Origin of the sequence: Halorubrum trueperi (genome assembly GCF_042662525.1) — an archaeon.
GTDB classification, from domain to species: Archaea; Halobacteriota; Halobacteria; order Halobacteriales; family Haloferacaceae; genus Halorubrum; species Halorubrum trueperi.
Window position 1 is genome coordinate 223694 of sequence record NZ_JBHSXI010000001.1, and the last position, 22909, is coordinate 246602.

19 protein-coding genes and 1 pseudogene are annotated in these 22909 nt (G+C 65.9%); 9 read left to right on the forward strand and 11 right to left on the reverse strand.

Annotated elements, in window-relative coordinates; genetic code table 11:
• The first annotated feature begins 42 nt into the window (after window positions 1–42).
• Together ACFQEY_RS01115 and ACFQEY_RS01120 are read left to right on the forward strand one after the other, a co-directional pair.
• A complete protein-coding gene (locus tag ACFQEY_RS01115; protein WP_379763939.1) occupies window positions 43–1476 on the forward strand; it encodes a DUF58 domain-containing protein in 1434 nt (477 codons plus the stop codon).
• Window positions 1473–2219 carry a DUF7519 family protein gene (locus ACFQEY_RS01120; protein WP_379763941.1) on the forward strand — a complete coding sequence of 249 codons (747 nt, stop codon included), beginning with the start codon at window positions 1473–1475 and terminating at the stop codon, window positions 2217–2219. The genes ACFQEY_RS01115 and ACFQEY_RS01120 overlap by 4 nt, the downstream gene beginning before the upstream one ends.
• A 57-nt stretch (window positions 2220–2276) precedes the next feature.
• On the opposite strand, the gene ACFQEY_RS01125 is transcribed toward ACFQEY_RS01120, so the two are convergent.
• A complete protein-coding gene (locus ACFQEY_RS01125; protein ID WP_379763943.1) occupies window positions 2277–3230 on the reverse strand; it encodes an AAA family ATPase in 954 nt (317 codons plus the stop codon).
• A gap of 280 nt (window positions 3231–3510) precedes the next feature.
• Here ACFQEY_RS01125 and ACFQEY_RS01130 point away from each other — a divergent pair, with 280 nt between their 5' ends.
• Window positions 3511–3777 carry an HAH_0734 family protein gene (locus ACFQEY_RS01130; RefSeq protein ID WP_379763945.1) on the forward strand — a complete coding sequence of 89 codons (267 nt, stop codon included), beginning with the start codon at window positions 3511–3513 and terminating at the stop codon, window positions 3775–3777.
• A gap of 47 nt (window positions 3778–3824) precedes the next feature.
• Here ACFQEY_RS01130 and ACFQEY_RS01135 read toward each other — a convergent pair whose 3' ends face one another.
• The 3 genes from ACFQEY_RS01135 to ACFQEY_RS01145 form a co-directional block, all read right to left on the reverse strand.
• The gene (locus ACFQEY_RS01135) at window positions 3825–4424 is read right to left on the reverse strand and encodes an L-threonylcarbamoyladenylate synthase (protein ID WP_379763948.1); all 600 of its coding nucleotides are present in this window, start codon (window positions 4422–4424) and stop codon (window positions 3825–3827) included.
• Between the two features lie 91 nt (window positions 4425–4515).
• Complete coding sequence (locus ACFQEY_RS01140) at window positions 4516–5025, reverse strand: redoxin domain-containing protein (protein ID WP_379763950.1); 510 nt, start codon at window positions 5023–5025, stop codon at window positions 4516–4518.
• A gap of 1 nt (window position 5026) precedes the next feature.
• Window positions 5027–5347, reverse strand: a complete 321-nt coding sequence (locus ACFQEY_RS01145) for a glutathione S-transferase N-terminal domain-containing protein (protein ID WP_379763952.1) — start codon at window positions 5345–5347, stop codon at window positions 5027–5029.
• 185 nt (window positions 5348–5532) lie between these two features.
• Here ACFQEY_RS01145 and ACFQEY_RS01150 point away from each other — a divergent pair, with 185 nt between their 5' ends.
• Complete coding sequence (locus ACFQEY_RS01150) at window positions 5533–6915, forward strand: hemolysin family protein (RefSeq protein ID WP_379763955.1); 1383 nt, start codon at window positions 5533–5535, stop codon at window positions 6913–6915.
• Between the two features lie 644 nt (window positions 6916–7559).
• Here the strand turns inward: ACFQEY_RS01150 and ACFQEY_RS01155 are convergent.
• On the reverse strand, window positions 7560–8291 hold the full coding sequence (locus tag ACFQEY_RS01155; RefSeq protein WP_379763957.1) for a DUF5781 family protein: 732 nt from the start codon (window positions 8289–8291) through the stop codon (window positions 7560–7562).
• An 81-nt stretch (window positions 8292–8372) separates the two neighbouring features.
• Here ACFQEY_RS01155 and ACFQEY_RS01160 point away from each other — a divergent pair, with 81 nt between their 5' ends.
• Window positions 8373–9494, forward strand: coding sequence for a WD40/YVTN/BNR-like repeat-containing protein (locus ACFQEY_RS01160; protein ID WP_379763959.1), 1122 nt, complete (start codon window positions 8373–8375; stop codon window positions 9492–9494).
• Between the two features lie 35 nt (window positions 9495–9529).
• Here the strand turns inward: ACFQEY_RS01160 and ACFQEY_RS01165 are convergent, their stop codons facing one another.
• The 5 genes from ACFQEY_RS01165 to ACFQEY_RS01185 form a co-directional block, all read right to left on the reverse strand.
• Complete coding sequence (locus ACFQEY_RS01165) at window positions 9530–10261, reverse strand: queuosine precursor transporter (protein ID WP_379763962.1); 732 nt, start codon at window positions 10259–10261, stop codon at window positions 9530–9532.
• Window positions 10254–10460, reverse strand: a complete 207-nt coding sequence (locus ACFQEY_RS01170; RefSeq protein ID WP_379763964.1) for a ribbon-helix-helix domain-containing protein — start codon at window positions 10458–10460, stop codon at window positions 10254–10256. The genes ACFQEY_RS01165 and ACFQEY_RS01170 overlap by 8 nt, the downstream gene beginning before the upstream one ends.
• 171 nt (window positions 10461–10631) lie before the next feature.
• Window positions 10632–14309 carry a PAS domain S-box protein gene (locus tag ACFQEY_RS01175; protein ID WP_379763966.1) on the reverse strand — a complete coding sequence of 1226 codons (3678 nt, stop codon included), beginning with the start codon at window positions 14307–14309 and terminating at the stop codon, window positions 10632–10634.
• A 746-nt stretch (window positions 14310–15055) separates the two neighbouring features.
• Complete coding sequence (locus tag ACFQEY_RS01180; protein WP_379763968.1) at window positions 15056–17554, reverse strand: efflux RND transporter permease subunit; 2499 nt, start codon at window positions 17552–17554, stop codon at window positions 15056–15058.
• Window positions 17555–19291, reverse strand: a complete 1737-nt coding sequence (locus tag ACFQEY_RS01185; RefSeq protein ID WP_379763970.1) for a COG1361 S-layer family protein — start codon at window positions 19289–19291, stop codon at window positions 17555–17557.
• Between the two features lie 280 nt (window positions 19292–19571).
• Between ACFQEY_RS01185 and ACFQEY_RS01190 the strand changes: the two genes are divergently transcribed.
• The 4 genes and pseudogenes from ACFQEY_RS01190 (at window position 19572) to ACFQEY_RS01205 (ending at window position 22438) form a co-directional block, all read left to right on the forward strand.
• A complete protein-coding gene (locus ACFQEY_RS01190) occupies window positions 19572–20219 on the forward strand; it encodes a TetR/AcrR family transcriptional regulator (protein WP_379763973.1) in 648 nt (215 codons plus the stop codon).
• A gap of 1495 nt (window positions 20220–21714) precedes the next feature.
• Window positions 21715–21984, forward strand: a complete 270-nt coding sequence (locus tag ACFQEY_RS01195; RefSeq protein ID WP_379763976.1) for a type II toxin-antitoxin system HicB family antitoxin — start codon at window positions 21715–21717, stop codon at window positions 21982–21984.
• Window positions 21985–22117: pseudogene (locus ACFQEY_RS01200) on the forward strand (type II toxin-antitoxin system HicA family toxin); the annotation flags it as partial.
• Window positions 22118–22270: 153 nt separating this feature from the next.
• Window positions 22271–22438, forward strand: coding sequence for a hypothetical protein (locus ACFQEY_RS01205; RefSeq protein ID WP_379763979.1), 168 nt, complete (start codon window positions 22271–22273; stop codon window positions 22436–22438).
• Window positions 22439–22605: 167 nt separating this feature from the next.
• On the opposite strand, the gene ACFQEY_RS01210 is transcribed toward ACFQEY_RS01205, so the two are convergent.
• Window positions 22606–22749 carry a hypothetical protein gene (locus tag ACFQEY_RS01210; RefSeq protein ID WP_379763982.1) on the reverse strand — a complete coding sequence of 48 codons (144 nt, stop codon included), beginning with the start codon at window positions 22747–22749 and terminating at the stop codon, window positions 22606–22608.
• Between the last annotated feature and the right edge of the window lie 160 nt (window positions 22750–22909).

A 22909-nucleotide genomic window follows, 5' to 3' on the forward strand; every position in this document is an offset into this window, starting at 1 on the left:
CCCGAACGGACCGTGGTTGACGGGGAGGCCCGACGGGGCTCCGTGGCCAGCACCGACGGCGGGGGCACGGTCGAACCAGCGTCCGGGACGAGACGACCGTCATCAGTTCGGAGGACCGGTCGCTGGCGGGGGATCGCCGCCGTCGCGCTTCTCGCGGTGGCGGTCGGCGTCCTCGCGAAACGACCCTCGCTGTTGCTGGTCGGCGCTCTCGCCGGCGCGTACACCGCCTACCCTCGTCTCACCGCGATTCCCGACCCCGATCTGTCCATCCGACGGGAAATAGATCCGGTGTCACCGGCGGACGGGGATAGGGTGTCCGTGCGGACGACGATCGCAAACGAGGGGGACGCGGCGCTTGCCGACCTCCGGATCGTCGACGGAACCCCGGCGATGCTCTCGGTTTCGGACGGATCGCCGCGATGCGCGACGGCGCTGCTCCCGGGTGGCGAGGTGACGATACGCTACGAGCTCCGGGTGCGCCCGGGTCGCCACGTGTTCCAGCCGACGACTGCGCTCTGTCGCGACGCAAGCGGGTCGGTAGAGGTCGAACGCTCACTCACCGCGGCGAGTTCCTTCGAGTGTGCAGCAGAGGTTCCGATCGTCCCGCTGCGCGCACAGAGCGGTCACTATCCAGGCCCGCTGGTCACTGACGACGGGGGCGAGGGGATCGAGTTCCACTCCGTCGAGAAGTACCAGCGCGGGGACCCCGCGAACCGGATCGACTGGCGTCGATACGCGCGAACGGGCGAACTCACCTCGATGGCGTTCCACACCGAACGGCTCGCAGAGGTGGTGGTGTGCGTGGACGCACGACCCGCGTCGTATCGGGCCGCGGACGCGACCGAACCCCACGCAGTCGCGCTAGCCATCGACGCCGCCGACCGTATCGGCGACGCGCTGTTCGACGCGAATCACCGGGTCGGCCTGGCCGGGTTCGGACGGCACGTTTGCGTGCTTCCGCCCCGGAGCTGTCGCGATCACGCGGTCCGGTTCCACCATCGGCTGGCGACGGATCCGGCCTTCAGGCTGGATCCACCGGAAACGGCGCGCACGGCCGAGCGTGAGGGCGGGGCACCCCCGTCCCGAATCGTCACTGGAGACGGCCCAAACGGCGATTGGGCGGCGAGAGGTGATGGGACCGACGGGCCCGATGGGCCCGACGGGGCCGTACCGGTCGGCACCCAGCTGTCCAGAATTCGGGCCGAGCTCGGAGCGAACACGCAGGTCGTGTTGATCACGCCGCTGTGTGACGACGAGGCCTCCCGCATCGCCCAGCGGTTCGAGAGTGGTGGGACCGCCGTCACGGTCGTCAGTCCGGACGTCACCGCGGCGGAGACCGCGGGCGGGCGGCTCGCCAAACTGGAGCGGGCGCATCGGCTGAGCGTACTACGGAACGCGGGGATTCCCGCCGTCGACTGGACACCCACCCAGCCGCTGGGTGCAGCAATGACGACTATCGAGGGGAGGGGCCGATGACGGCGCCTGCGATGGAATCGACGACGGGGTCCGACGGGGCAACCGCTCGGTTCGTTCGGCGACCGGCGGTCGCGAGCAGCGTCATCGCCCTCGCGGCTGGCAGCGTTGCCGTGGCGCTCGTCGCTGATACGACCCTCCAGCGGGATATTCTTCGACTGGCCGTCGTCGGCGTCCTCGCCTTCGGGATCGGTGGACGATTCGTTCGTCACGGCGGGACGATCCTCGGAGCTTTTGGTGCGCTGGTCGCGCTCGGTGGGGGTCTCGTCGTTCTCGTCTCGATGGAACAGGCGGCCACGCAACCCCCGCAGGTCACCCACCGGATCGAGCTGCTCCCCGGGATCGTGGGTCTGTGGACGCTCTCCGCGGCGCTTGCGCCGGTTCGGTTCCGATGGTGTCGGGCTCTGATAGACGTCGGCACCGGTCTCGTGTTCCTCGGAGTGCTCGTGACGGGGGTGACACAGGGGGCGGGCACCATCGCACTCCTGCTCGCGACGGTCGCGACGGTCCTCGCGTGGGACGCGGGCGAGAACGCGGTGTCCGTCGGTGGGCAGATCGGCGTTCAGCGCGGTGCGAGAACCGTTCGAGCCGAACTCGCTCACGTGGGGGTCGCCGCGAGCGTCGGCGTGGGTGCCGCCGTGGTCGTGCTCGGGGTGGCCCGTCTCGGCATCGACGGCCTCCCGTTCGGTGCGCTCGTCGCGCTCATCGTCGGCAGCGTAATCTTAGTCCTCGGCTCCGATCGATAGCCCACGCTCGTCGGTTGGCAGGTCGGCCGGGGACGATGGGGGGCGCGATCCTGCCGCTCAGGCGCGCAGCTGCGGCACCGGCATATCCAAGAGAATATCGTCGACGATCTCCGTCGTCGAGACGCCCGAAACGCGTGCGTCGGGGGTCACCACTATCCGGTGGGACAACACGGGCGGTGCCATCGCCTTCACGTCGTCCGGCGTCGCGTAGGTCCGACCCATGAGCGCGGCGTGGGTCCTCACGACCTCGAAGAACCGCTGGATACCCCGCGGCGACACGCCCGTGTTCACGCGCTCGTCCGTTCGGGTCGCGCGGGCGACGTCGACGAGGTACTCCCGAACGCCGCTCTCCACGCGAATCGACTCCGGAACGCGTCGGAGCTTAGTGAGCGTGTCGAGCGAGCAGACCGTCCGGACCGACGGCGAGGAGGCCTCTCGACCTGCGCGGCGGTCAATCAGCTCGAGCTCGCCGGCTCGGTCGGGGTAGCCGAGGCTGGTCTTGACGATGAACCGGTCCTTCTGGGCGGCCGGGAGCTCGAAGGTCCCGTCCATCTCGACGGGGTTCTGCGTGGCGATGACGACGAACGGGTCGGGGAGCGGACGGGTCTCGCCGTCGACGGTAACCTGGCCTTCTTCCATCGCCTCCAGGAGCGCCGCCTGGGTCTTCGGCGGGGCTCGGTTGATCTCGTCCGCGAGCACGACGTTCGCGAACACCGGCCCCGGCTGGAACTCGAAGCTCTGGGTCTTCTCGTCGAAGATGTTCGAGCCGATAACGTCGGACGGCAGCAGGTCGGGGGTGAACTGGATGCGCGAAAAGGAGACGTCGATCACGTTCGCGAACGACCGAGCCGTGAGCGTCTTTCCGGTTCCCGGGACGTCCTCGAGCAGGACGTGGCCGTCGGAGAGCAACCCCACGAAAATGGTCTTCAGCGTCGACCGCTCGGCGACCACGGCCGCGGCGATCCCGTCGAGAATTTCGTCGCTTCGTTGCTGCACGGTCGCAGGATCCATATCCGATCGGATGGGCGTCGCCCCGTTGGTTATAGTCCTGATAAACGCGAGTTTTGGTCGGCATAACCCTCTGTTTCGGTCCCGCGTAGTCTCGCTCGGCGGCGCGTAGTTCCGCGGGCTCCGCGAACAGGTGTTTACAGCCGCCATCTACGACCTCGAACGAGTACTCGAAAGCACCCCCGATGTCCTCATCGGATTCGACAAACGGTCTCATCAGTCTTCGAGGCCGCCGACCTCCCGTACCGAAGCGATTAAGCACGGAACCCGCAAACGACGGAGTATGCAACACCTCATCATTCGCGGCGACCCCGGGATCCGGCGGGATGCGGTGATCGAGTACGACGGCGAAGAGCTGGTCTGTTTCGGAATCAACGTGCAGGGCGGCTGGCACGGTCCGGACGAGCCCCAGCTGTGGTGCACCGTCGGTACCGAAGACGAGCGCGAGGCCTACGACAAACGCGAGTACGTCCCCCACTGGCTCGACGTCGATTCGGCCGATGCGGCGGAGATCGAGGTCCTCAGCGAAAAGGGCAAGTTGACAGTCTGAGGGCGTCGCCGGCTAGTTTTTGACGCTCTGTTCGAAATTTGTGCCGCTCACACCGGCGGGTCTTCGAGCCACGCCTCGATGGCACCCGCCATCGCGCCGCGCCGGTGGATCGCTCCGCGCTCGGGGTCGACGACGGTGCTCTCGGTGCCCGGCGTCTCGCCGTCGTCGATCACGATGGCCACCTCCTCGCGGATCCGGTCGTCGAGGTCGTCGAGGTGCGTGACGCTGCCGGTGCCGGAGACGTTCGCGCTCGTCGCGGTGAGCGGTCCCGCTTCCCGGAGGAGCGTGCGGGCGACCGCGTGATCGGGGACGCGGATCCCGACGCGGTCGCTGCCGGCGGTGAGCGCGTCCGGGACCGCGTCGTCCCGCTCGACGACCACGGTCACCGGCCCGGGGAGGAAAGCCCGGGCGAACGCGACCGCGAACTCGGAGGGCCGAGTGTAGCGTAGCGCGGCGTCGACGCTCGCGACGCCGAGCGAGAGCGGCTTCCCGCGGTCGCGACCCTTCAACTCGAAGACGCGCTCGACGGCGTCGGGATCGAGCGCGTCGCCGCCGAGCCCGTACACTGTCTCCGTCGGGTAAATCACGAGGTCGCCGCGTTCGACGGCCGCGGCCGCCCGCCGGAGGTCGTCGCTGTCGTTCGTCACGGTCGCTCGTACGGCGGCGTCGCGAAAAAGGGTGACGAGTGGGGGACGATGGTGGAGCGATCGGCGGTGACGACCGGGCTGGTCCGCCGATTCAGTCGACGAGCGCGTCTATCGCGTCGTCGATCGCCTCCGCGTCGGGGAATTCGGGGTGTTCGCTCGCGACCCACGCGAACGCGACGGTGCGGTCGCCGTCGAGGAGGAAGACGGCCGGGCGCGTCTCGGTGATCCCGGTCATGGCGTCGATGTCGTGGGCGAGTCCGTACTCCTCGATCACGCCGGCACCGGGGTCGGCGTAGATCCGGGCTCCGTCGCCGCGATCGGCGAGCAGGCGCTTGTGGGCGTACGGCGTCGAGATCGAGAGGCCGAGCACGTCGACGTCGTCGGCCCACCCGCGCTCGTCGATCGTGTTGTAGAGGTACGTCGCCTGGAACGCGCCGTCCATCGGGTGGAACAGGAGGAGCGTCGGTCCGTCGACGACGTCGCCGAGCGTGCGGTCCTCCCAGTACTCCTCGGTCACGAGCGGCCGGGTGAAGTCGGGCGCGGTGTCGCCCTCGGCGACGTGGTCGGTCTCGGGTAGGGAGACGACGTCGAACTCGGGCATCTCAGGCACCCCCGTCGGCGTCGATTGCGCGCCCTCCATCGGCGTCGACTGCGCGCCCCCCGTCGGCCGCCGCGTCGCCGTACGTCCCTCTCAAGTACTCGACGATATTCGCGCTCTCGGACATCGTCACGCCGGTCTGGGGGTCGACGATCGCCGGGACGCTTCGAGCGCCGGAGACGCGCTTGACGACGTCGCGCTCGGAGTGCATCGGCTCGACGTACCGCGAGCGGTACTCTACGCCGAGTTCGTTCAGCGCTCGGACCACGCGCTCGCAGTAGGGGCACGCCTGCAGGCGGTACAGGGTGATCGGTGGTTCGGTCATATCCGTTCGTTCGGACGGGGGACGTGTAACCGTATCGGCGACGGCACGTGCGTCGCACTCCACAGTTTGCCGGCAGGCGCGTGACAATTCGCGACTCGTTTGCACGCGCGTCGCTCCCCGCGCCCGGTCTCGCCGAGGGGGCGAAAGTAATCCTTTAACCCTGGGCCGCCAGAAGGTGAATGAACATGGGCTTGTCGTCGAGCACGCTGGCGGCCGATCTGCTGCAACTGCCGATGCCGGGGGACAACACGATAACTATCCTCGGTATCGTCGCGATCCTCGTGCTGGTCGGCCTCTCGGCGTTCTTCTCCTCCTCCGAGATCGCGATGTTCTCCCTGCCGCAACACCGCGTCGACAGTCTCGTCGACGAGGGAGTCACGGGGGCGAAGACGATCCGCAGCATGACGGAGAACCCCCACCGGCTGCTGGTGACGATCCTCGTCGGTAACAACATCGTCAACGTCGCGATGACTTCCATCGCGACCGCGCTGTTCGCGATGTACCTCTCGCGGGGGCAGGCCGTCCTGGCGACGACCTTGGGAATCACCACGCTGGTGCTGATATTCGGCGAGAGCGCGCCGAAGTCGTACGCCGTCGAGAACACCGAATCGTGGGCGCTCCGAATCGCGCGCCCGCTGAAGCTCTCGGAGTACGCGCTGTACCCGCTCGTCGTCCTGTTCGACTACATCGTCAAGGGACTCAACAAGGTCATCGGCGGGTCGGCGGCGATCGAGTCCACCTACGTCACCCGTGACGAGATCCAGGACATCATCGAGACGGGTGAGCGCGAGGGCGTTATCGAGGAGGAGGAACGGGAGATGCTCGACCGCATCTTCCGGTTCAACAACACTATCGCCAAGGAGGTGATGACGCCGCGGCTCGACGTCACGGCGGTCGCCAAGGAGTCGAGCGTCGAGGAGGCTATCGAGACGTGCATCCAGGCCGACCACGAGCGCGTCCCCGTCTACGAGGGGAACCTCGACAACATCATCGGCGTCGTGACGGTCCGGGACCTCGTCCGCGAACTGCGCTACTCCGAAGGCGAGCCCTCGCTGGAGCGCGTCGTCAAGCCCACCCTACACGTCCCCGAGTCGAAGAACGCCGACGAACTGCTCGCGGAGATGCAGGACAACCGCCTCCAGATGGTCACCGTTATCGACGAGTTCGGCACCACGGAGGGGATCATCACCCTCGAGGACATGGTTGAGGAGATCGTCGGCGAGATCTTAGAGGGCGACGAGTCAGCGCCCGTGGAGTTCATCGAGGAGAACGTCGCGGTTGTCCAGGGCGAGGTGAACATCGACGAGGTCAACGACTTGCTCGACATCGATTTACCCGAGGGCGAGGAGTTCGAGACGCTCGCCGGCTTCGTGTTCAACCGCGCCGGACGGCTCGTCGAGGAGGGCGAGGAGATCGAGTTCGACGGTGTCCGCATCCGGATCGAGCGCGTGGACAACACTCGGATCATGTCCGCGCGAGTGACGGTGCTCGACGTCGCCGGCGGCGGCGAGGTGGTCGCGGACGACGAAGCGGGCGAGGCGGAGACGCCCCCCGACGACGCGGCGTAGGAAGTCTCTGTGACGGGCGTCGTCGCTGGCGGCCTTTTGTATGTCGCTGACGGTTACGTGGGTGCAACCGTCGCGATTCCGGTCGATTATTTATAAGTGGCTTCGTCGGTGGGGTGGAAATCGTATTCAGTGCCCCCAGCCGCTCGGTTATACGGGATCGTTGTCGTCGACGACGCGGAGAACACTCACAAAGCCCCAGCCGTTTACTTATAAATAGTTGACACCGCGGAGAACACTCACAAAGCCCCAGCCGTTTACTTATAAATAGTTGACACCGCGGAGAACACTCACAAAGCCCCAGCCGTGAGGTGGGCGCACGCTTGCTGCGCTCCTCAATCGCTCGTTTCACTCGCTCTTTGCGGTGCTTACGTCGCCTGCGCCCACCTCACGACTGCCCCTTTGAGTCCCACCCCGACCGCACAGCCCCGCACCTCACGCCTCCCCAACCTCGCCGCTTCGCGCCTTTATAAGGCGCTCGCGGCGTCCCTCGTGCGGGCGGCTCGCGGCCTTCCGGGCCGCTCACCGGCGCACGCCACAGCACCGCTTCGATCACTTATAAGCAACCGTCGTTGTCGCGTGAGTGTCGTCTCCAACTTGGCGGCGCTGTGAGCGAATCTCGCGGGAGTAGAATCTCGTGGGAGTATTTAAATAGCGTACGCGCGGGTGGCGGCGACGAGCGCCTTCCGGTAATCGCTCTCGGAGGGATCGGGGCCGAGCGCGAGGAAGCGCTCCTTGAACGCGTCGACGTCGACGGCATCGGTGTCGCTGCCAGCGACGCGTGCGAGGTCGTAGATCCGGTGGTCGGAGCCGGCGATGTCGTGACGCTCGACCAACGCGAGCGCGAAGGCGGCGTTGACGGCGGTGATCTCCGGGTCGGCTCCGGCGGTGACGGGCGGAGAGCCGTCCCGCGCGACGGTCGGTCTGTCGGCGACCGCGGCCGCGAGGGTGGACTCGAGGAAGCCGAGGAGCTTGTCCGCGGGCGCGACCGAGAGCGTGATGTCGTCGGCGTAGATGTCCTTCATGTGGTTTGCGATCTGGTAACAGTGCGCGAGCTTGCGACGCTCGACGCGCTCGCCGGCGAGACCTACGTACAGGGCTTCCTCCGTCGACTGAACGTGGGAGGCGTGGCCCTCCTCGTAGCGGGCCATGTGCGAGAGCTCGTGGACGGCCAGTTCGCGGGCCATCGCGCTGGTCGCGGCGCGTTTCGAGACGTTCAGGACGTGATAGTCCTCGTAGTGGCCGGCCCACGTCCGCTCGTCGGGGTCCTCGCGCACCGTCACGCGAACGGGGTCGTCGAGGGAGCACTCGGTCTCGAACAGGTCGGCGGCACCGAGAAACGGGTCGGGGGGAACATCCCCCTGCACGCGGAGATCCATGCGTATCGTTCACACGACTCCCCTCGGTAAGTCTCTTCCGCCCGTGGAACGCTTTTGCCGACGCGCGCCGTACCTCGTGACATGTGCGCACGTGTCTATGCGGCCTACGACGACGGGCTTCGGATCGTCGACCCCGAGACGGGCGGCGTCTCCGTTCGGCTGGCGGACCGCGCGGTCGAGTGCCTCTCGGTCGCTTCGAGCGCCACCGCTGGAACCGCCGAGACCGCCGGGGCCGCCGGGGCCGCCGGACCGCGTGTGCTCGCGGGTACCGCCGACGCCGGGCTGTTCCGCTCCGTCGACGGCGGGAAGACGTTCGAGCGGGTCGCCGCCGACACGCTGGGTCCGGACGGGCCGGGACCGGGCGGGCCGGGACCGGGCGGGTCGGGATCGGGAGAGTCGGGATCGAGCGGGTCGGGACTCGACGCGATCACCGCGGTGGCGACGAGTCCACACGACCCGTCGGTCGTCTGGATCGGGACGGAGCCTTCGCGGATCTATCGATCGGCCGACGGCGGGGTGACGGCCGATCTCGTCCCTGGCCTGACCGGCGTTCCGTCGGCCGGAGAGTGGTCGTTCCCGCCGCGGCCGGAGACGCACCACGTCCGCTGGATCGAGCCGTGCCCCGCCGACCCGGACCGGTGGTTCGTCGGCGTCGAGGCCGGCGCGCTCCTCGTCACGCCGGACGGCGGCGAGACGTGGATCGACCGTCCCCCGGGCTCGCGCCGTGACAACCACGCGCTCGCGACGCATCCGGGCGCGCCGGACCGCGTGTACGCGGCGGCCGGCGACGGGTTCGCCGAGAGCGACGACCGGGGAGAGTCGTGGCGCGTCGTCGATCGGGACCTCGACCACGGCTACGTCTGGGGGCTCGCGGTCGACCCCGGCGACCCGGAGACGGCCCTGGTGAGCGCGGCGTCCGGGCCCGGCGCGGCCCACAGCCGTGGCGAGGCGTACCTCTATCGGCGGGTGGCGAGCGGCGAACGGTCGGAGACGAGCGGCCCCAGATTCGAGCGACTGGACGATCGCGGGATGCCGACCGGCACGGGGACGTACCGAGCGGTCCTCGCGAGCGGGCGGGAAGACGGGGAGATCTGGGCGCTCCACGACCGCGGACTCTACCGGACTCGGGACGCCGGCGGGTCGTTCGAGCGCGTCCCCGCGAGCCTGCCCGAGCGCGCCGCGCGGGCGCTGGCGGTCGACTGACCGCCCGGCTGGCCCGATCGGTCGGTTCCGCCCGGCTACTCTCGACGGACCGCGCCGACGATGAGGTAGACGATCGGGGTGTCGAGGACGGCAATTCCGAGCTTGAGGAGGTACTGTCCGAGGCCGAGCGCGAGGAGGACGGCCGGCGGGAGGGGGTCACCGACGCCGAGCAGGACCGGCGCGGCGAAGAAGGCGACACCGACGAAGATCGCGGTGTCGATCGCCTGGCTGGAGGCGGTCGAGGCGATGTTGCGGAGCCACAGCATCCCGGGACCGGTCCGGTCCCGGATCGCGTGGAAGACGAACACGTCCCAGTTCTGGCTGACCACGTACGCCAGCAGGCTCCCGGCCACGACGTTCGTCGCGGGGCCGAGCGCGGTGTCGAAGGCGGCGGCGATCTCGGGATCGACGCCCGGGGCGGCGAGCGTCGACCAGACGAGCGCCAGCACGAGGAAGTTCGCGAGGAACGCGACGTTGACCACGACCTGCGTCGCGCGGCGGCCGTACAGCTCGGCGTAGCAGTCGGACGCGAGGAAGGTGAGCGCGTACGCGAGCGCGGCCCCCGGAAGGGTGATCTCGGGGCCGACCACGGGGAGTCCGAACGGGAGCGGGAGCGCGATCACCTTCGCGGCGGTGAGCTGTGCGGTCGCGAGCGCGACGACGAACAGGGTGATCAGCCCGACCGCCGCCACCGCGGAACGGTCGAGCGGATCGACAGCGAAGGGGCCGTTGCTCCCCGCGGTCTCGGTCCGCGTGCGCTCACTCATCGCTCGCCTCACTGTCGTGGTCGGTGCTGTCTGGGTCGAGCCGATCGTGACGCGCGTCGATCTCGTCGAGCACGTCCAGCGTCTTGCGGATCGACGCGCGAACGGCGTCGCTACGGTTCACGAACTTCCCGTCGTCGCCGACGTGCTCGTCGAGGTCGTCGAGGAGTTCGCCCGGAATCTCGACGCTTATCTTGGGCATACCGAGTCGGTCGACGCCCGAGTGTGAAGAGCGTTCTTATCCGGAGAGCACTCGAATAATATCCTATTCGGGAGTATCCGGCTCTATTGAAACTCTCAACGAATGTCACATATCGCCCCGGGTGCGGTCAATACAGGAGGTACACGTAGCACAGTCTCTGGTCCCTCTGTATTACGAACTGAATTCAACGCCCGTGATCTCGAAACGAGCGCCACCCTCCGAGCCACTAATAACGCGGATCTCCCAATCGTGGGCCTTAACAATTTGTTTCACGATACTCAGTCCGAACCCGGTACCCTCGGCATTCGTTGAATATCCCACCTCAAACACGGTCTCAGCTTCACCTTCCGGAATCCCCGGCCCATCATCCTCGAAGTAGAAGCCGTCCTCCAGTTCGCCGACCGTTACGGTCACAGTACTGCCACCGTGTTCGACCGCATTTCGAATGAGATTCTCGAAAAGTTGTTTGAGCCGAGGTTCATCGGCCACTATCGTCCGATCACATTCGAGAATAAGCGAGGCCTCGTTTGTATCAACGATTTCCCAACACTCCGCTACGACGGCTGCGAAATCGACCGCTTTCGTATCGGCCGTGCCCGCTCCCTCACGAGCCAGCGTGAGCAGATCGTCAATGAGCGTCTCCATCCGGACGTGCGCTCGCTCGATATCCTCCAGGTGTTGGCTCTCACAGTCCTCACGCGCTAATTCCAGACGCCCTGAAGCGACGTTCAACGGATTCCGAAGATCGTGTGAGACGATACTAGCGAACTCCTCGAGACGCTCATTAGCCCGCTTTACTTCCTCGCGCTCCGTGATATCGATGTACATCGCCATCGTGCCGACGACCTCACTCGCTGCGTCCTTTCGGGGGACTGCCCGCAACACCGTCTCCACGATCTCACCGTCAGCAGCCACCAACTCACGGGGCTCTCTGGTGAATTCACCCTTCAAGGACCGTTCGTATCCACTACCTTCGATCAGCGCCTCCCGGGAGTCGGGCGTGTAGCGTTCCGCGAGTTCGGTTCCGATGAGTGCCTCTGTTTCGAATCCAAGCGTTTCTGCGAACTGGTTGTTGCAGTCCTCGATAATCGGCCGGCCGTCCTCCGAGCGCGTGACGACCGCCATCACGGGAGCCTCCTCGAATAAGGTCTGATACTGCGCTTCAAGTCGGGTTGTCAGCTCTTCCAGCTCCTCGGTTTTCCGTTCGAGTTCCCGCTGGTACTGCTTGGACTCGTCTATATCGAGGTGAATTCCGACGGCACGGATTGGCTCACCGTCCTCGTCTCGCTCAACGATTTTGCCGAGATCCCGAATCCATTTCCACTCACCGTCAGCGGTTCGCATTCGGTGTTCGGTGTCGTAGTACTCCGTTTGCTGGTCGATATGCGCATCGAGTGCATCGTTGACCTCATCACGATCATCGGGATGAACGCGCGTCTCCCACGTACGGACGTGTGACTCGAGTTCCTCGAACGTGTACCCGAGCATCTCGGCCCACTGGTCGTTGAACGCCACTTCATCGGATGTCATATCCCAATCCCACACGCCGAGGTTCGCGCCTTCGATCGCGAATTCGAGACGTTCCTTGAGCGTCTCAATTTCCCGCATCCGCCGCTTTCGCTCAGTGACGTCCCGGCTGTTCACGACGAACCCATCGATGGCAGGGTTGGCCAACTGATTGTTGCCGATCGATTCGAACCACCGCCACGACCCGTCCTCGTGCTTGAACCGATATTCGATGGTCGGCGTCATCTCCGGATCGACGACCGCCTCGCTGAACGTTTCCATCACATCGTCGCGGTCGTCCGGATGGACGTATTCGAACGCGGTCTCGCCGAGCAACTCCTCGGACTCGTACCCGATGATGCGCTCGCTCGATGGGCTTTGATAGCGGTAGGTTCCGTCCGGATCGAGAACGGAGATGATGTCCGTCGAGTGTTCGATAAACGCCTGAAACCGCTCCTCTTGCCGCTTGCGCTCGGCGATATCCCGCATCGTAACGACCACGGCGCTCGTCTCTCCGTCAGCAACGAACGGGGAGAATTGGTATTCGAACGTCACCTCTTCGCCGTCCGCATCGAGCGTCAGTTCCAACCGCTCCGGCGAACCCGAGGGACGCTCCCGTTCGAACGTGCGTTCGAGTGCCCGTTCGAACAGAGCGGGAGCGTCCGCTTCGACGAGGTACTCCTCGGCAAGGCGCATCACCGGGTGTCCTTCGAGGGCGTCGAGGGGGCCATCAACGTACCCTAAAATCGACTCGTTGGCGAACTCGACGGTCCACTCGTCGTTGACGACGAACGCGACATCGTCCATCGTTTCGACGATTTTCTCATACAGCTCCAGCCGTCGCTCACGTTCCTTGTATTCAGTGATCTGGCGGAAGTAAAAGGAGACTCCGCCATCGCGATTGGGGTATACGTTGATATCGAACCACTCCTCGAGACCGGTATAGTACCCCTCAATCGAGACCGGCTCCCGCGTGTCCATCGCACGACGGTATTCGTCCTCGAAGCGTGTCCCTCGGGCGTCTGGGAATACGCGCCAGAAGTCCCGGTCAAGAAGTTCTGATTCGTCCACCCCCGTATAGTCCTCAGTTCGTTCGTTGACCGACGCGATTCGCCACTCGGGATCGACTTCGATGACGGCATCGTTCATGCGGTCGATGATCTGCTGGCGTTTCTGTTCGTGTTCTTTCTGCTCGGTGATGTCACGGTCGGATATCAGCAGAGAGACGACCTCGCCGTCGTCGTTTCTCACGGGTCGGAACACGCCGCTGACGACGAGTCGCTCGTCAACCGATTCGGAGAGATCGAGCTCGAACTCGACGTACTCGCCAGCGGCCGCCTTGTCGATCCATCCGCGGACTTCCTGTTGGACCGTTTCGTCGCTCGTGAACCACGGTGTCTTCCAGAACGGCTCGCCTGTGATATCTTCAACGTCGGACTCGACATACTCCATGGCCGTCTCGTTGATGTCGAGGACGGTTCCATCGGTGTCGAGCATTCCGACGAGGATGTTCGGATCGTTGAACACCGCCTGATAGCGACGTTCTTTCTTGCGGAGTTCCTGTTGACGGGCTTTCCGCTCGGTGACGTCGTGGACGCTCACGACGATGCCCTCGATTACCGGGTCACTGAGGCGGTTCCGTCCTCGCACCTCGAGCCACCGCCACGATCCGTCAGCGTGGCGGACGCGAAACTCGACGGAGTGCTCTTGGTCTGGGTGTTCAAGCGCGTCGGCGAACGCTTCCGACGCGATCGACCGATCTTCCGGCTTGACGCGGTCGAATGTATTGCCACCCTCCAGCTCATCGGGCGTGTAGCCCAACACCCGCTCGACGGCTGGCGAGATATAGTCGACCCGTGCGTTTTCGTCGACGACCATCACGTAATCCGACGCGTGTTCGAGGATTGTCCCGAAGTACGCTCGCGTTTGTGAGACTTCCTGTACGGCACGGGTTTGGGCGACGGCGTTCGTGATGCGGTTCGCTAAGATCGCGTACTGCTCCGTGCCGCTCTCTTTCTGGAGATAATCGGTTACCCCGGCGGAAATGGCCTCACTAGCGACTTCCTCCGACCCCTTGCCCGTATAGAGAATAAATGGGAGATCCGGATAGGTTTCTCGGACGGTTTTGAGGAACTCAATGCCGTTCTGGCCGGGCATATCGTAGTCCGAGACGATACAATCGAAACTGTCTGTGGACAGGATCTCCAGTCCTTCGTCGGCGTTCGTCGCGGTTTGAACCGAGATTCGGTCATCCTCTCGTTCCAGAAACGACCCAACCACGTCGCTCAGACTCGGCTCATCATCGACATGAAGGACGCGGATCAGGTCACCCATTCCGCTCATACATGTCAACTCCGAGGGCACCCGGAGTTAAGTAGGTATGTGGGAACCGTCCCTTCTGAGCGATCGTTTCACGTTGTATACGCGCCCTATTCAGCACACCGCGTGACCCTCGGTGCAATCCAATAGCACCGCTCTCGATACGTTCGCACCGTACAGCCGGCCGCTGAGCGGGACCTCCTGACCGATTTCGGGAGTAAGTAAGTCCATTCGGAGGTGTGGTCTTTTATAAGTGAACAAGTGGTATTGTTGGCGGCTGTTTATATATCGTTGCTGGCGCGGTGAATCGCTGTGTTTCTGGCGATGAGTGTTTATAAGTGATTGTAGCTGGCGCGGTAACCACTCACAAAGCCCCAGCCGCTCGCTTATAAATGATCGTTGCTGGCGCGGTAACCACTCACAAAGCCCCAGCCGCTCGCTTATAAATGATCGTTGCTGGCGCGGTAACCACTCACAAAGCCCCAGCCGCGAGGCGGGCGCACGCTCGCTGTGCTCCTCAATCGCTCGTTTCACTCGCTCATTGCGGTGCTTACGTCGCCTGCGCCCGCCTCGCGGCTGCCCCTTTGAGTCCCACCCGAACCGCTCCGCACCGCAGCCTCACACCTCCCCAGCCTCGCCGCGTCGCGCCTTTACAAGGCGCTCGCGGCGTCCCTCGCGGGCTCCTCGCGCCCATTGGGCGCTCGGAGGCGCGCCACCGCACAGCACCGCACATTCATTTATAAACAGTCGTCGCTGCCGGGCTCTTTCCGTTACATACCACGTCGCCGGCCGGTCTGGTACCGGTCCCACAGGAAGAGGGCCGGCGGGAGCGCGACCACCGAGATGACGAACGAGTAGATCACGCTCAACGCGATGAGCAGGCCGAAGTTGCCGAGCACGGGCGTGATCGCGAGCGCGAGTGCACCGGTCCCCAGCGCGGTCGTGAGCATGCTCCCGGTCAGCGCGCCGCCGGTCCCCGTCAGCGTCGTCCTGAGCGACGCCGCGACGTCGCCGTTGTTTCCGTTGTCTCCGTTGTCTCCGTTGTCGCCGTTGTCTCCGCTGTCGCCGTACTCGTCGATGAACCGGGCGGTGATGTGGACCGAGTAGGCGATCCCGATCCCGATCGCGATGGAGAGGATCGTCGCCGTCAGGGCGTTGAGCGGCAGTCCGAGCAGGCGCATCGTGCCGACCAGCGACGCGACGGCGACCGTGATCGGGAACACGTTCACGATCCCGAGGAGGGGCATGCCTTCGAGGACGCCGTACGTGATGACGAGGAACACCCCGGTCAGCACCACCGCGAGGACGAGCCCCTGGATCGCGGACTCGAAGATGATCCCGGAGATCGCGTCGAAGATGATGATCTGCCCGGTCGCGGTCGCCGCGTAGCGGAACCGGTCGGCTTGCTCCGCGCCGTCCGCCGCGATCTCCCGCTGCGTCGCGCCGCTCTCGACGGTGTACTCGATCTGGGCCCCGCGGCGGTCCTCGGTGAGGTACTGCGCGGCCCGCGGTCCCGCGGACGACTCCAGCAGCTCGGCGTAGATCCGGTCGAGGTTGCGGTCGGGAACGCCGTTCCCGTCCCGATCGTTGCGGGCGACGAGCGCGGCGAACTCCTCGTCCGACTGCGCGTGCGACCGAATGACGGTCACGATGCTCGTCGTCTCCGCCCCGCCGCCCGGCCCCACCGCGAGCGCGTCCGGCGGATCGTCGTTGGGCTCGGCGAGCGCCTCCAACGCGTGGTCCTCCGTCATCGGCCCCTCGACGAATATCGTTATCGACGTGTCCTGGCTCGCCTCGAAGTTCTCTTCGAGCAGGTTCAGCGTGTTCGTGACCGTGTACTCGCCGGGCGCGAAGGGCTCGGGAATGTAGTCGACGTACCCCGGCTCCTCCTCGGGCGGGAGGAAGTCCTCCTGTTCGAACGTCGTGTCGACGCCCGCGCCGTACGCGCCCAGCCCGCCGGCGGCGAGCACCAACGCGACGACGAACAGAGCGGGAGCGCGCTCCCCGACGGTGACCGAGACGGACAGCAGTCGCCCAAGCGCCGACTCCTCGGAGGCGATCGGCGTCGACCCGAACTCGGGGACTCCGTAGCGATCGCGGAGGCGATCGAGTTCGAGCTTCGCGGCCGGCAGGAACAGCCCGAAGATCAGGAAGGTGAACACGATCCCGACCGCCGAGACGAGCCCGAGGTTCCGGATCGGTTCGAGGTCGGAGACGACGTTCGCGCCGAAGCCGAACACCGCGGTCACGGTGACGATGACGAACGCGATCGCCAGCTGGTTCGCGGCGATCCGCATCGCGGGGACGGCGTCGTACCCCTTGACGGTCTCCTCGCGGTACCGGTTGATGAAGTGGATCCCGAAGTCGACGCCGACCGCCAACAGCAGTACCGGGACGGCGACCTGCTGTTGATCGAAGGGGATCCCCGAGATCCCGAGGAACCCGAACGTCCAGACGAGCGTCATCAGGAGCGCGGAGAGCCCGAGCGCGAGGTCGATCGGGTCCCGGTACGCGACGGCGAGGAACCCCAACAGGAGGATCACGACGATGGGCATGACGATCAACAGCGAGTCGGTGATGATACTCCCCGTCTCGGCGTTGACGATCCCGCTTCCGAACGCCCGGATGTCGGCGGGCTCGTCGTCCGCCAGCGTGCGTATCTCCGTCTGGACCGACTGGAGGTCGTCGAACCCCCGCGGCACGTCGTGGGTCACGACCGTGACGGTCGTCGACGCCGACGCATCGTTCGGGTTGAAGTCGTCGGAGACGACCGCCGAGAACTGCTGATTTTCGCTGAGCCGCCGGACGGTCCGTCGGATCTCGGCGTCGGTCGCGGACTCCACCGCGAGACGCTGTGCGCTCGGCGTCTCCGCCGAGGGGTCCAGCGACTGCGCGACGATCGTCGCCGGCCCGGTCGCGGATTCCATCCGGAGGTCCTCGCGCTCGTCGATCTGCTCCAGCAGTCGGAGCATGGTGACCAGCTCCTCTCGGCTGAGGACGTCGTTGCCGTCGTGGATCAGTTGCGTGGTCTCGTCGTCGGCTTCGAACGGATCCTCGAACTCGCGGTTTATCGCGTCGAGCGCCTCCTGTTCGGGGAGGTCTTCGGAGAAGCCTGCCGTCGCGTCCGTCTGGGTCTCGACGGCGGTCATCCCGCCGGCGAAGACCGCGGTCATCACCAGGAACAGCGCGATGACGGTCCGCGGCCGCGTGACTATCCACTCGTTGAGCCGGGCGACGCCGTCCTCGATCCGCTGACCGGCGCGGCCCATCTATCGCCTCTTGGCGTAGTAGACGCCGCCGGCGACGAGGGCGACGAGCGCCAGGACGCCGAGCGCGATCCCCGCAGGGAACCCGCCCTCGCCCTCGACGACGTCGATCGGGACCCGCGTTGTGTCCGACAGCTGGCTGTTCCCATCCGCGTCGTCGTACCGGAAGTCGAAGGAGATCGGGTACGTCTTCGCCGTCCCGGAGCCCGACGCCTCGAGGTCGAACGTCATCGTGGTCGACTCGCCGGGTTCGAGCGCCGACGCGAACCCCTCGTCGTCGCCGCTGTCGAGCGGGTCGTCCGCGAACAGGCGCGCCTCGACGTCCGTGACGGTCTCGTCGAGGTTGTTCGTTATCCGGACGTCGATCTCGGTCCCCGTCCCGGTCTCGATCTCCCGGTCGTCGACCTCGACGAGGAACTGGTCGCGCTTCGGCTGGACATCGAACAGGAGCTCGAGGTCCTGATACGCGCGCGTCTCGCCCTCGGCGTTCCGGTACCGGACCGCGATATCGGCCGTGCGGTCGATCGCCTTCGCCTCGCCGCCGATCTCGACGGGGAGCCGGAACTCGTCGGACTCGCCCGGCCCCAGCGTCCCCACGGCCACCGAGCGCTCGATCGGGATCACGTTCTCCGACTCCTCGGCGAACTGCACCACGACGTTGCGGGCCTCGTTCGGCCCGTCGTTTCTCACGGTCCCGGTGACGGTCCCTTCCTCGCCGACGTACAGGTCCGACTCGACGTCGTCGACGGCGAACCGCTGTTCGGGGCCCGGGGTCACACCGGCGGAGATGGCCTCGTCGGCGCGCTGGAGCCCCTCGCTCGTCTCGAACTGCACGGAGCCGCTCAGGGCGTACTCGCGCACTGGCGCGCCCGAGGCGAACCCGACGTCGTACCGAACGGTCCTCGTCTCCCCGGGGGCCAGTTCGTCGATCCGGGCCGCGTCGCTGGCGCTCTCGCCGAACGCGAGGCCCCCGCTCGACGACTCCAGGACGACGCTTGCGTCGCGGGCGGTGTCGGCACCGACGTTCTCGATCTCGGCTTCGAGCATCCCCTCGCCGCCGATCTGCGCGTCGGTCGTGGCGTTCACGATCTCGAAGCGCGCGTCGTCGGAGACCTCCACCTCGACCTCCTCCGTGACGGTCGCGGACCGGTCGTAGGTGACGCCGCCCGACTGCTGGCGGGTGTAGGCGTACTCCAGTTCGACGTCGATCTCGTAGGTCCCCTGTTCGACGTCCTCGGGCACGGTCACCGCGATCGGTGCCTCGCCCGGCCGGTCCTCGGTGACGGAGCCGATCGCGACCGTCCCCGTCTCGACGGTGAGTGGGGTGTCCTCGGCGTCTGCCTCGACGCGCACGTTGCGCGCGGTGGTGACGATGGCCCGAGCGTCACCGCCCATGCCGACGTCCAGGTCGCCGTCGTTCGTCACCTGGAGCGCGAGCTCGTTCGTCTGTCCCGGCGTGACCGTCGGGCTCGCGGTCGACACGCTCAGGTCGGGGGACCCGCGGACGAACGGGAGCTCCTGTCCGGCCGTCTGGAACGGCGTCGTCGCGGCCCCGTCGGCGAGGGAGGTGCCGATCGTGCCATCGCCCTCGTCAGCGAGGGAACCGCCGACCGCGCCCGCGTCGAGGCTCTGTGCCCCGGCGGCGTCGGCCGTCGGTGTCGCTCCCGCGGCGAAGCCGGCCGTTCCGCTCGTCACCAGCACCAGTACCACGACCGAGACGACCACTGTGTTCCGTTTCATGCTGAATCCCGCGTCGCGACGGCGTCCCGCGGCCCCGCGCCGGACTCTCCGCGGGTCCGAACCGGGTCAGAGCCGCCGTAACGGTCCGGACGCGTCGATTCGGTCCGATTCGGGTCGGAGGACGCCGCCGTGCGCTTCACGGTTATCCGTCCGTTCACGAATCCATAACGTCTTTGTTTTTGGATTCGTAGCCGTGCTCGATGGAACGACAGCGCGCGAGACTGGCTGCTGGGAGGGGGCAGGGTTCCGGTCCGGAACACGGCACCGGCGGGGGAGCGCGATGAGCGGGTTCTCGGCGGCCGAGCGCGAGCGGATCCGGGCCGAGCTGATCGAGGCGGGTCGGGAGCTGTTCGATCGGTTCGGGTTCGAGCGCACGCGGATCAAGGACGTGACGGAGGCGGTCGGGATCGGGACGAGCACGTTCTACCAGTTCTTCGATTCGAAGGAGGCGCTGTACGTGGCGGTGCTTCGGGTCGAGCGCGCCGCGCTCGAACGCGAGATCGAGTCGGCGGTCGAGGTTGCGGACGGGCCGCGCGAGGAGGTCCGGGCGCTTCTGCGGACGATGTTCCGCGAGGTCCGGTCGAACCCCCTGATCTCGCGGCTGATCGTCGACGGGGAGCTGCGGGCGCTCCAGGACCGACTCTCGGCGGCGGAGGCGGCGTCGATCGACGCAGACGCGAGGAATGCAGTGGATGTGGTGGATGCGGGAGACGCGGGAGACGCGGAATTACCGCTCGCCAGTCGGTGGGCCGCCGTCGAGGGGTTCCGGTTCGACGACCCCGAACTGGTCGACGCGCTGTTCCACGCGCTCGTGTTCGTCGCGCGCTCGCGGGACGCCCCCATCGGGGGGAGCGACGTGGCGTACGAGCGCGTGGAGGACGCGCTGATCGACACCATCGTCGCCGGGCTGTTCGCGGCGGACGAGTGAGTCTCGTGGGACGGCGGAACCGCCCGTAACTACGTACACATCTGTCAGCGAGGATCTATGTGTTCCTCTGAGTGACGGACCGAGCGGACGTGCGACCCGCGGGCCGTGTGCCTCACACGGGTGTGCCTCTGTGGGTCGCGTTCGCGCGTCGATCGCGCGACAGTTCGCCGCGCTGACCGTCTCGCGGCGGTCGACGCCCGAGCCGCGAGCGTCGATCCCGGGGGAATACGGCGCGGCCGGGCGTGACCCCCTACCCGGGGCGGTGCGCACGCCCGACCGCGCCTATCCGATACTCGGGCTCAGGCGGCCTAAAACTACTGCGCGTGGGCGACCCGAACGCACAGTCACGAACAGTGGAGTCGACTCAGTACTCCTCATGCGTGCTCGTTGCTGCCGTGGTGAGTGTTTTGATACTCTCAGTTTCTCGCTTCTACGTGATCGTTGCTGGCGCGGTGACCATCTCCAACGCTCCAGACGTTCGTTTATACGTGATCGTTGCTGGCGCGGTGAACACCTATAACACCCCAGTCGCTCCCTTATACGTGATCGTTGCTGGCGCGGTGAACACCTACAAAGCCCCAGCCGCGACGACTCGCGCGGCTCGGTGCGCTCCTCGTCACTCGCTTCGCTCGTTCCTGTGGTGCTTCCGTCGCCGTGCTTCGTCCTCGCGGCTGCCCCTTTGAGTCCCACCCCACTCCGCCCGACACCTCATACCTCCCCAACCTCGCGGCTCGTTGCTCGCGGCTTCGCCGCTCGCATTCGAGGTGCTCGTTTCACTCGCACCTCGCTCGCCGCGTCCCTCGCGGTCCGGTCGCGGCCCTCCGGGCCACTCCCGGGCACGCCACCGCACCGCCCAGACGTCTTTGACGCTGCTGACAACGATCTGTGATAAATCGAGGCGGTGGCGCGCCTCTGAGCGCTCGCTTTTAAGCGAGCGCGAGGAGCCCGCGAGGGAGTCGGTCGTCCGGAGCAACGCGGAGGGCGGCCGACGAGGCTGGGGAGGCCTGAGGTGCGGATGTGGTGCGGGGTGGGATTCAAAGGGGCAGTCGTGAGGCGGGCGCAGGCGAAGTAAGCACCACAGGAACGAGCGAAGCGAGTGACGAGGAGCGCAACGAGCGTGCGCTCGCCTCACGGCTGGGGCTTTGGAGATGTTCACCGCGCCGTGACCTGTTTATAAGTAAGCGGCTGGGGCGTTAGAGATGTTCACCGCGCCAGCAACGATCACGTATAAACGAACGTCTGGAGCGTTGGAGATGGTCACCGCGCTGCAGTTGCGTACGTCGCATCCCCCAGCTTCCACGCTACCGTCGTCATCTGCCCGCTCGGCCGTTGGTAGTGTGTCACCGTCGATCGCACGTCGCTCGCACAGTCGCTTGCACCCTCGATTGCGGCGTCGCTCGGTATCGGTCACCGCGCGAGGGTCGCCACCGACGACGCCGGTGTCCCACGCACCACCCAACTCAGTATTCCGGTTTCAGGACGTAGCATACACGCAATGGCCACGTCGACGAGAGCGGGCGACGACCACGCGGATGAGATCCGTTGCTGGCGAACAGACGAGTGGTGGATCGCCAAAGACGTTGAGACGGGCGTGACGACGCACGGACCCGCACGCGGTACCGTCCTCGAAACCCTCGATGATGCGATCGCCCGCTACCACGGAGCCACCGGACGCGAACCGACGGACGCAGAATTCCAGGCGATGGGAATCGATCCGGCGGACAACACGACGGGTGACCAGCAGCCGCCGGACGTACTCGAGTAGATGGGGAGACGGACATTTTAGGACACGAGGTCGTCACGGTACTCGTCAACGCTGGTGGATTCGAGTGGCGACGGACGACCGGAGATCACGCCAACTGTACTACGAACATCCGACGAACGAGGACGATCGACGTGGGCGAGCGAATCGAAGAGACGATCTCTATCGGCTCAACAGAATGTGGTGACGGTGCGGAAACCCGTGAAACTCTATCCCATCGATATGCAGAAAACACGGATCGAACGCCTCCGTGAAAACAGTTACCTGTATGACGCGCCCACTGTGTCACATGGCTACTGACGGAGAGATCCCAAACACCCCGGCTGAAGACGAGCTGTTGCCGGACGAGCGGGCGGTACTCTCCGAGCGCGCTGAAGCGCTCGACGAAGCCGAAGAAGACGAGCTCCTCACGGTTGCAGAGGTAGCGGCCGATCTCGGAATCGACCTCGACGAGTAACGTGCCGCGTTCACCGAGCAAACTCCGTATTCTCCCGGAAGCGTCTGACGATATCGAAGCGATCCAGCAGGATGACTCGGACGGTGCGACACGGATTTTGAAGAAGATCAACGACTGGAACGAACAGATCACGTGGGGCCGTGTCCCGCAAAAACACCTACCGTCTCTCACCGGGTCAACGGCGTACAATTTCTATCGGCAGCGAGTCGGGAGTAGCCGACCGCCTCGGCGATCTCGGTCATCGAGAACGACTCGTCGCGGTGTCGCGCCAGAAAGCGGAGCACGTCGTCCGCGGCGTCGCCGCCGAACAAGCGAGCGTCTCGAAGAGGAACGTCGACCGCGACCCGAATTCCCTCCGTCAGGAATCAGACTATCGGGACGCGAACCTTCTGTCTCCAAGCAGATGGCTACCAAGAAAACGAACTGCAAAAAAGTTTCGCTCAGGCGTCGGAGTCGTCGGTCTCCTGCTCC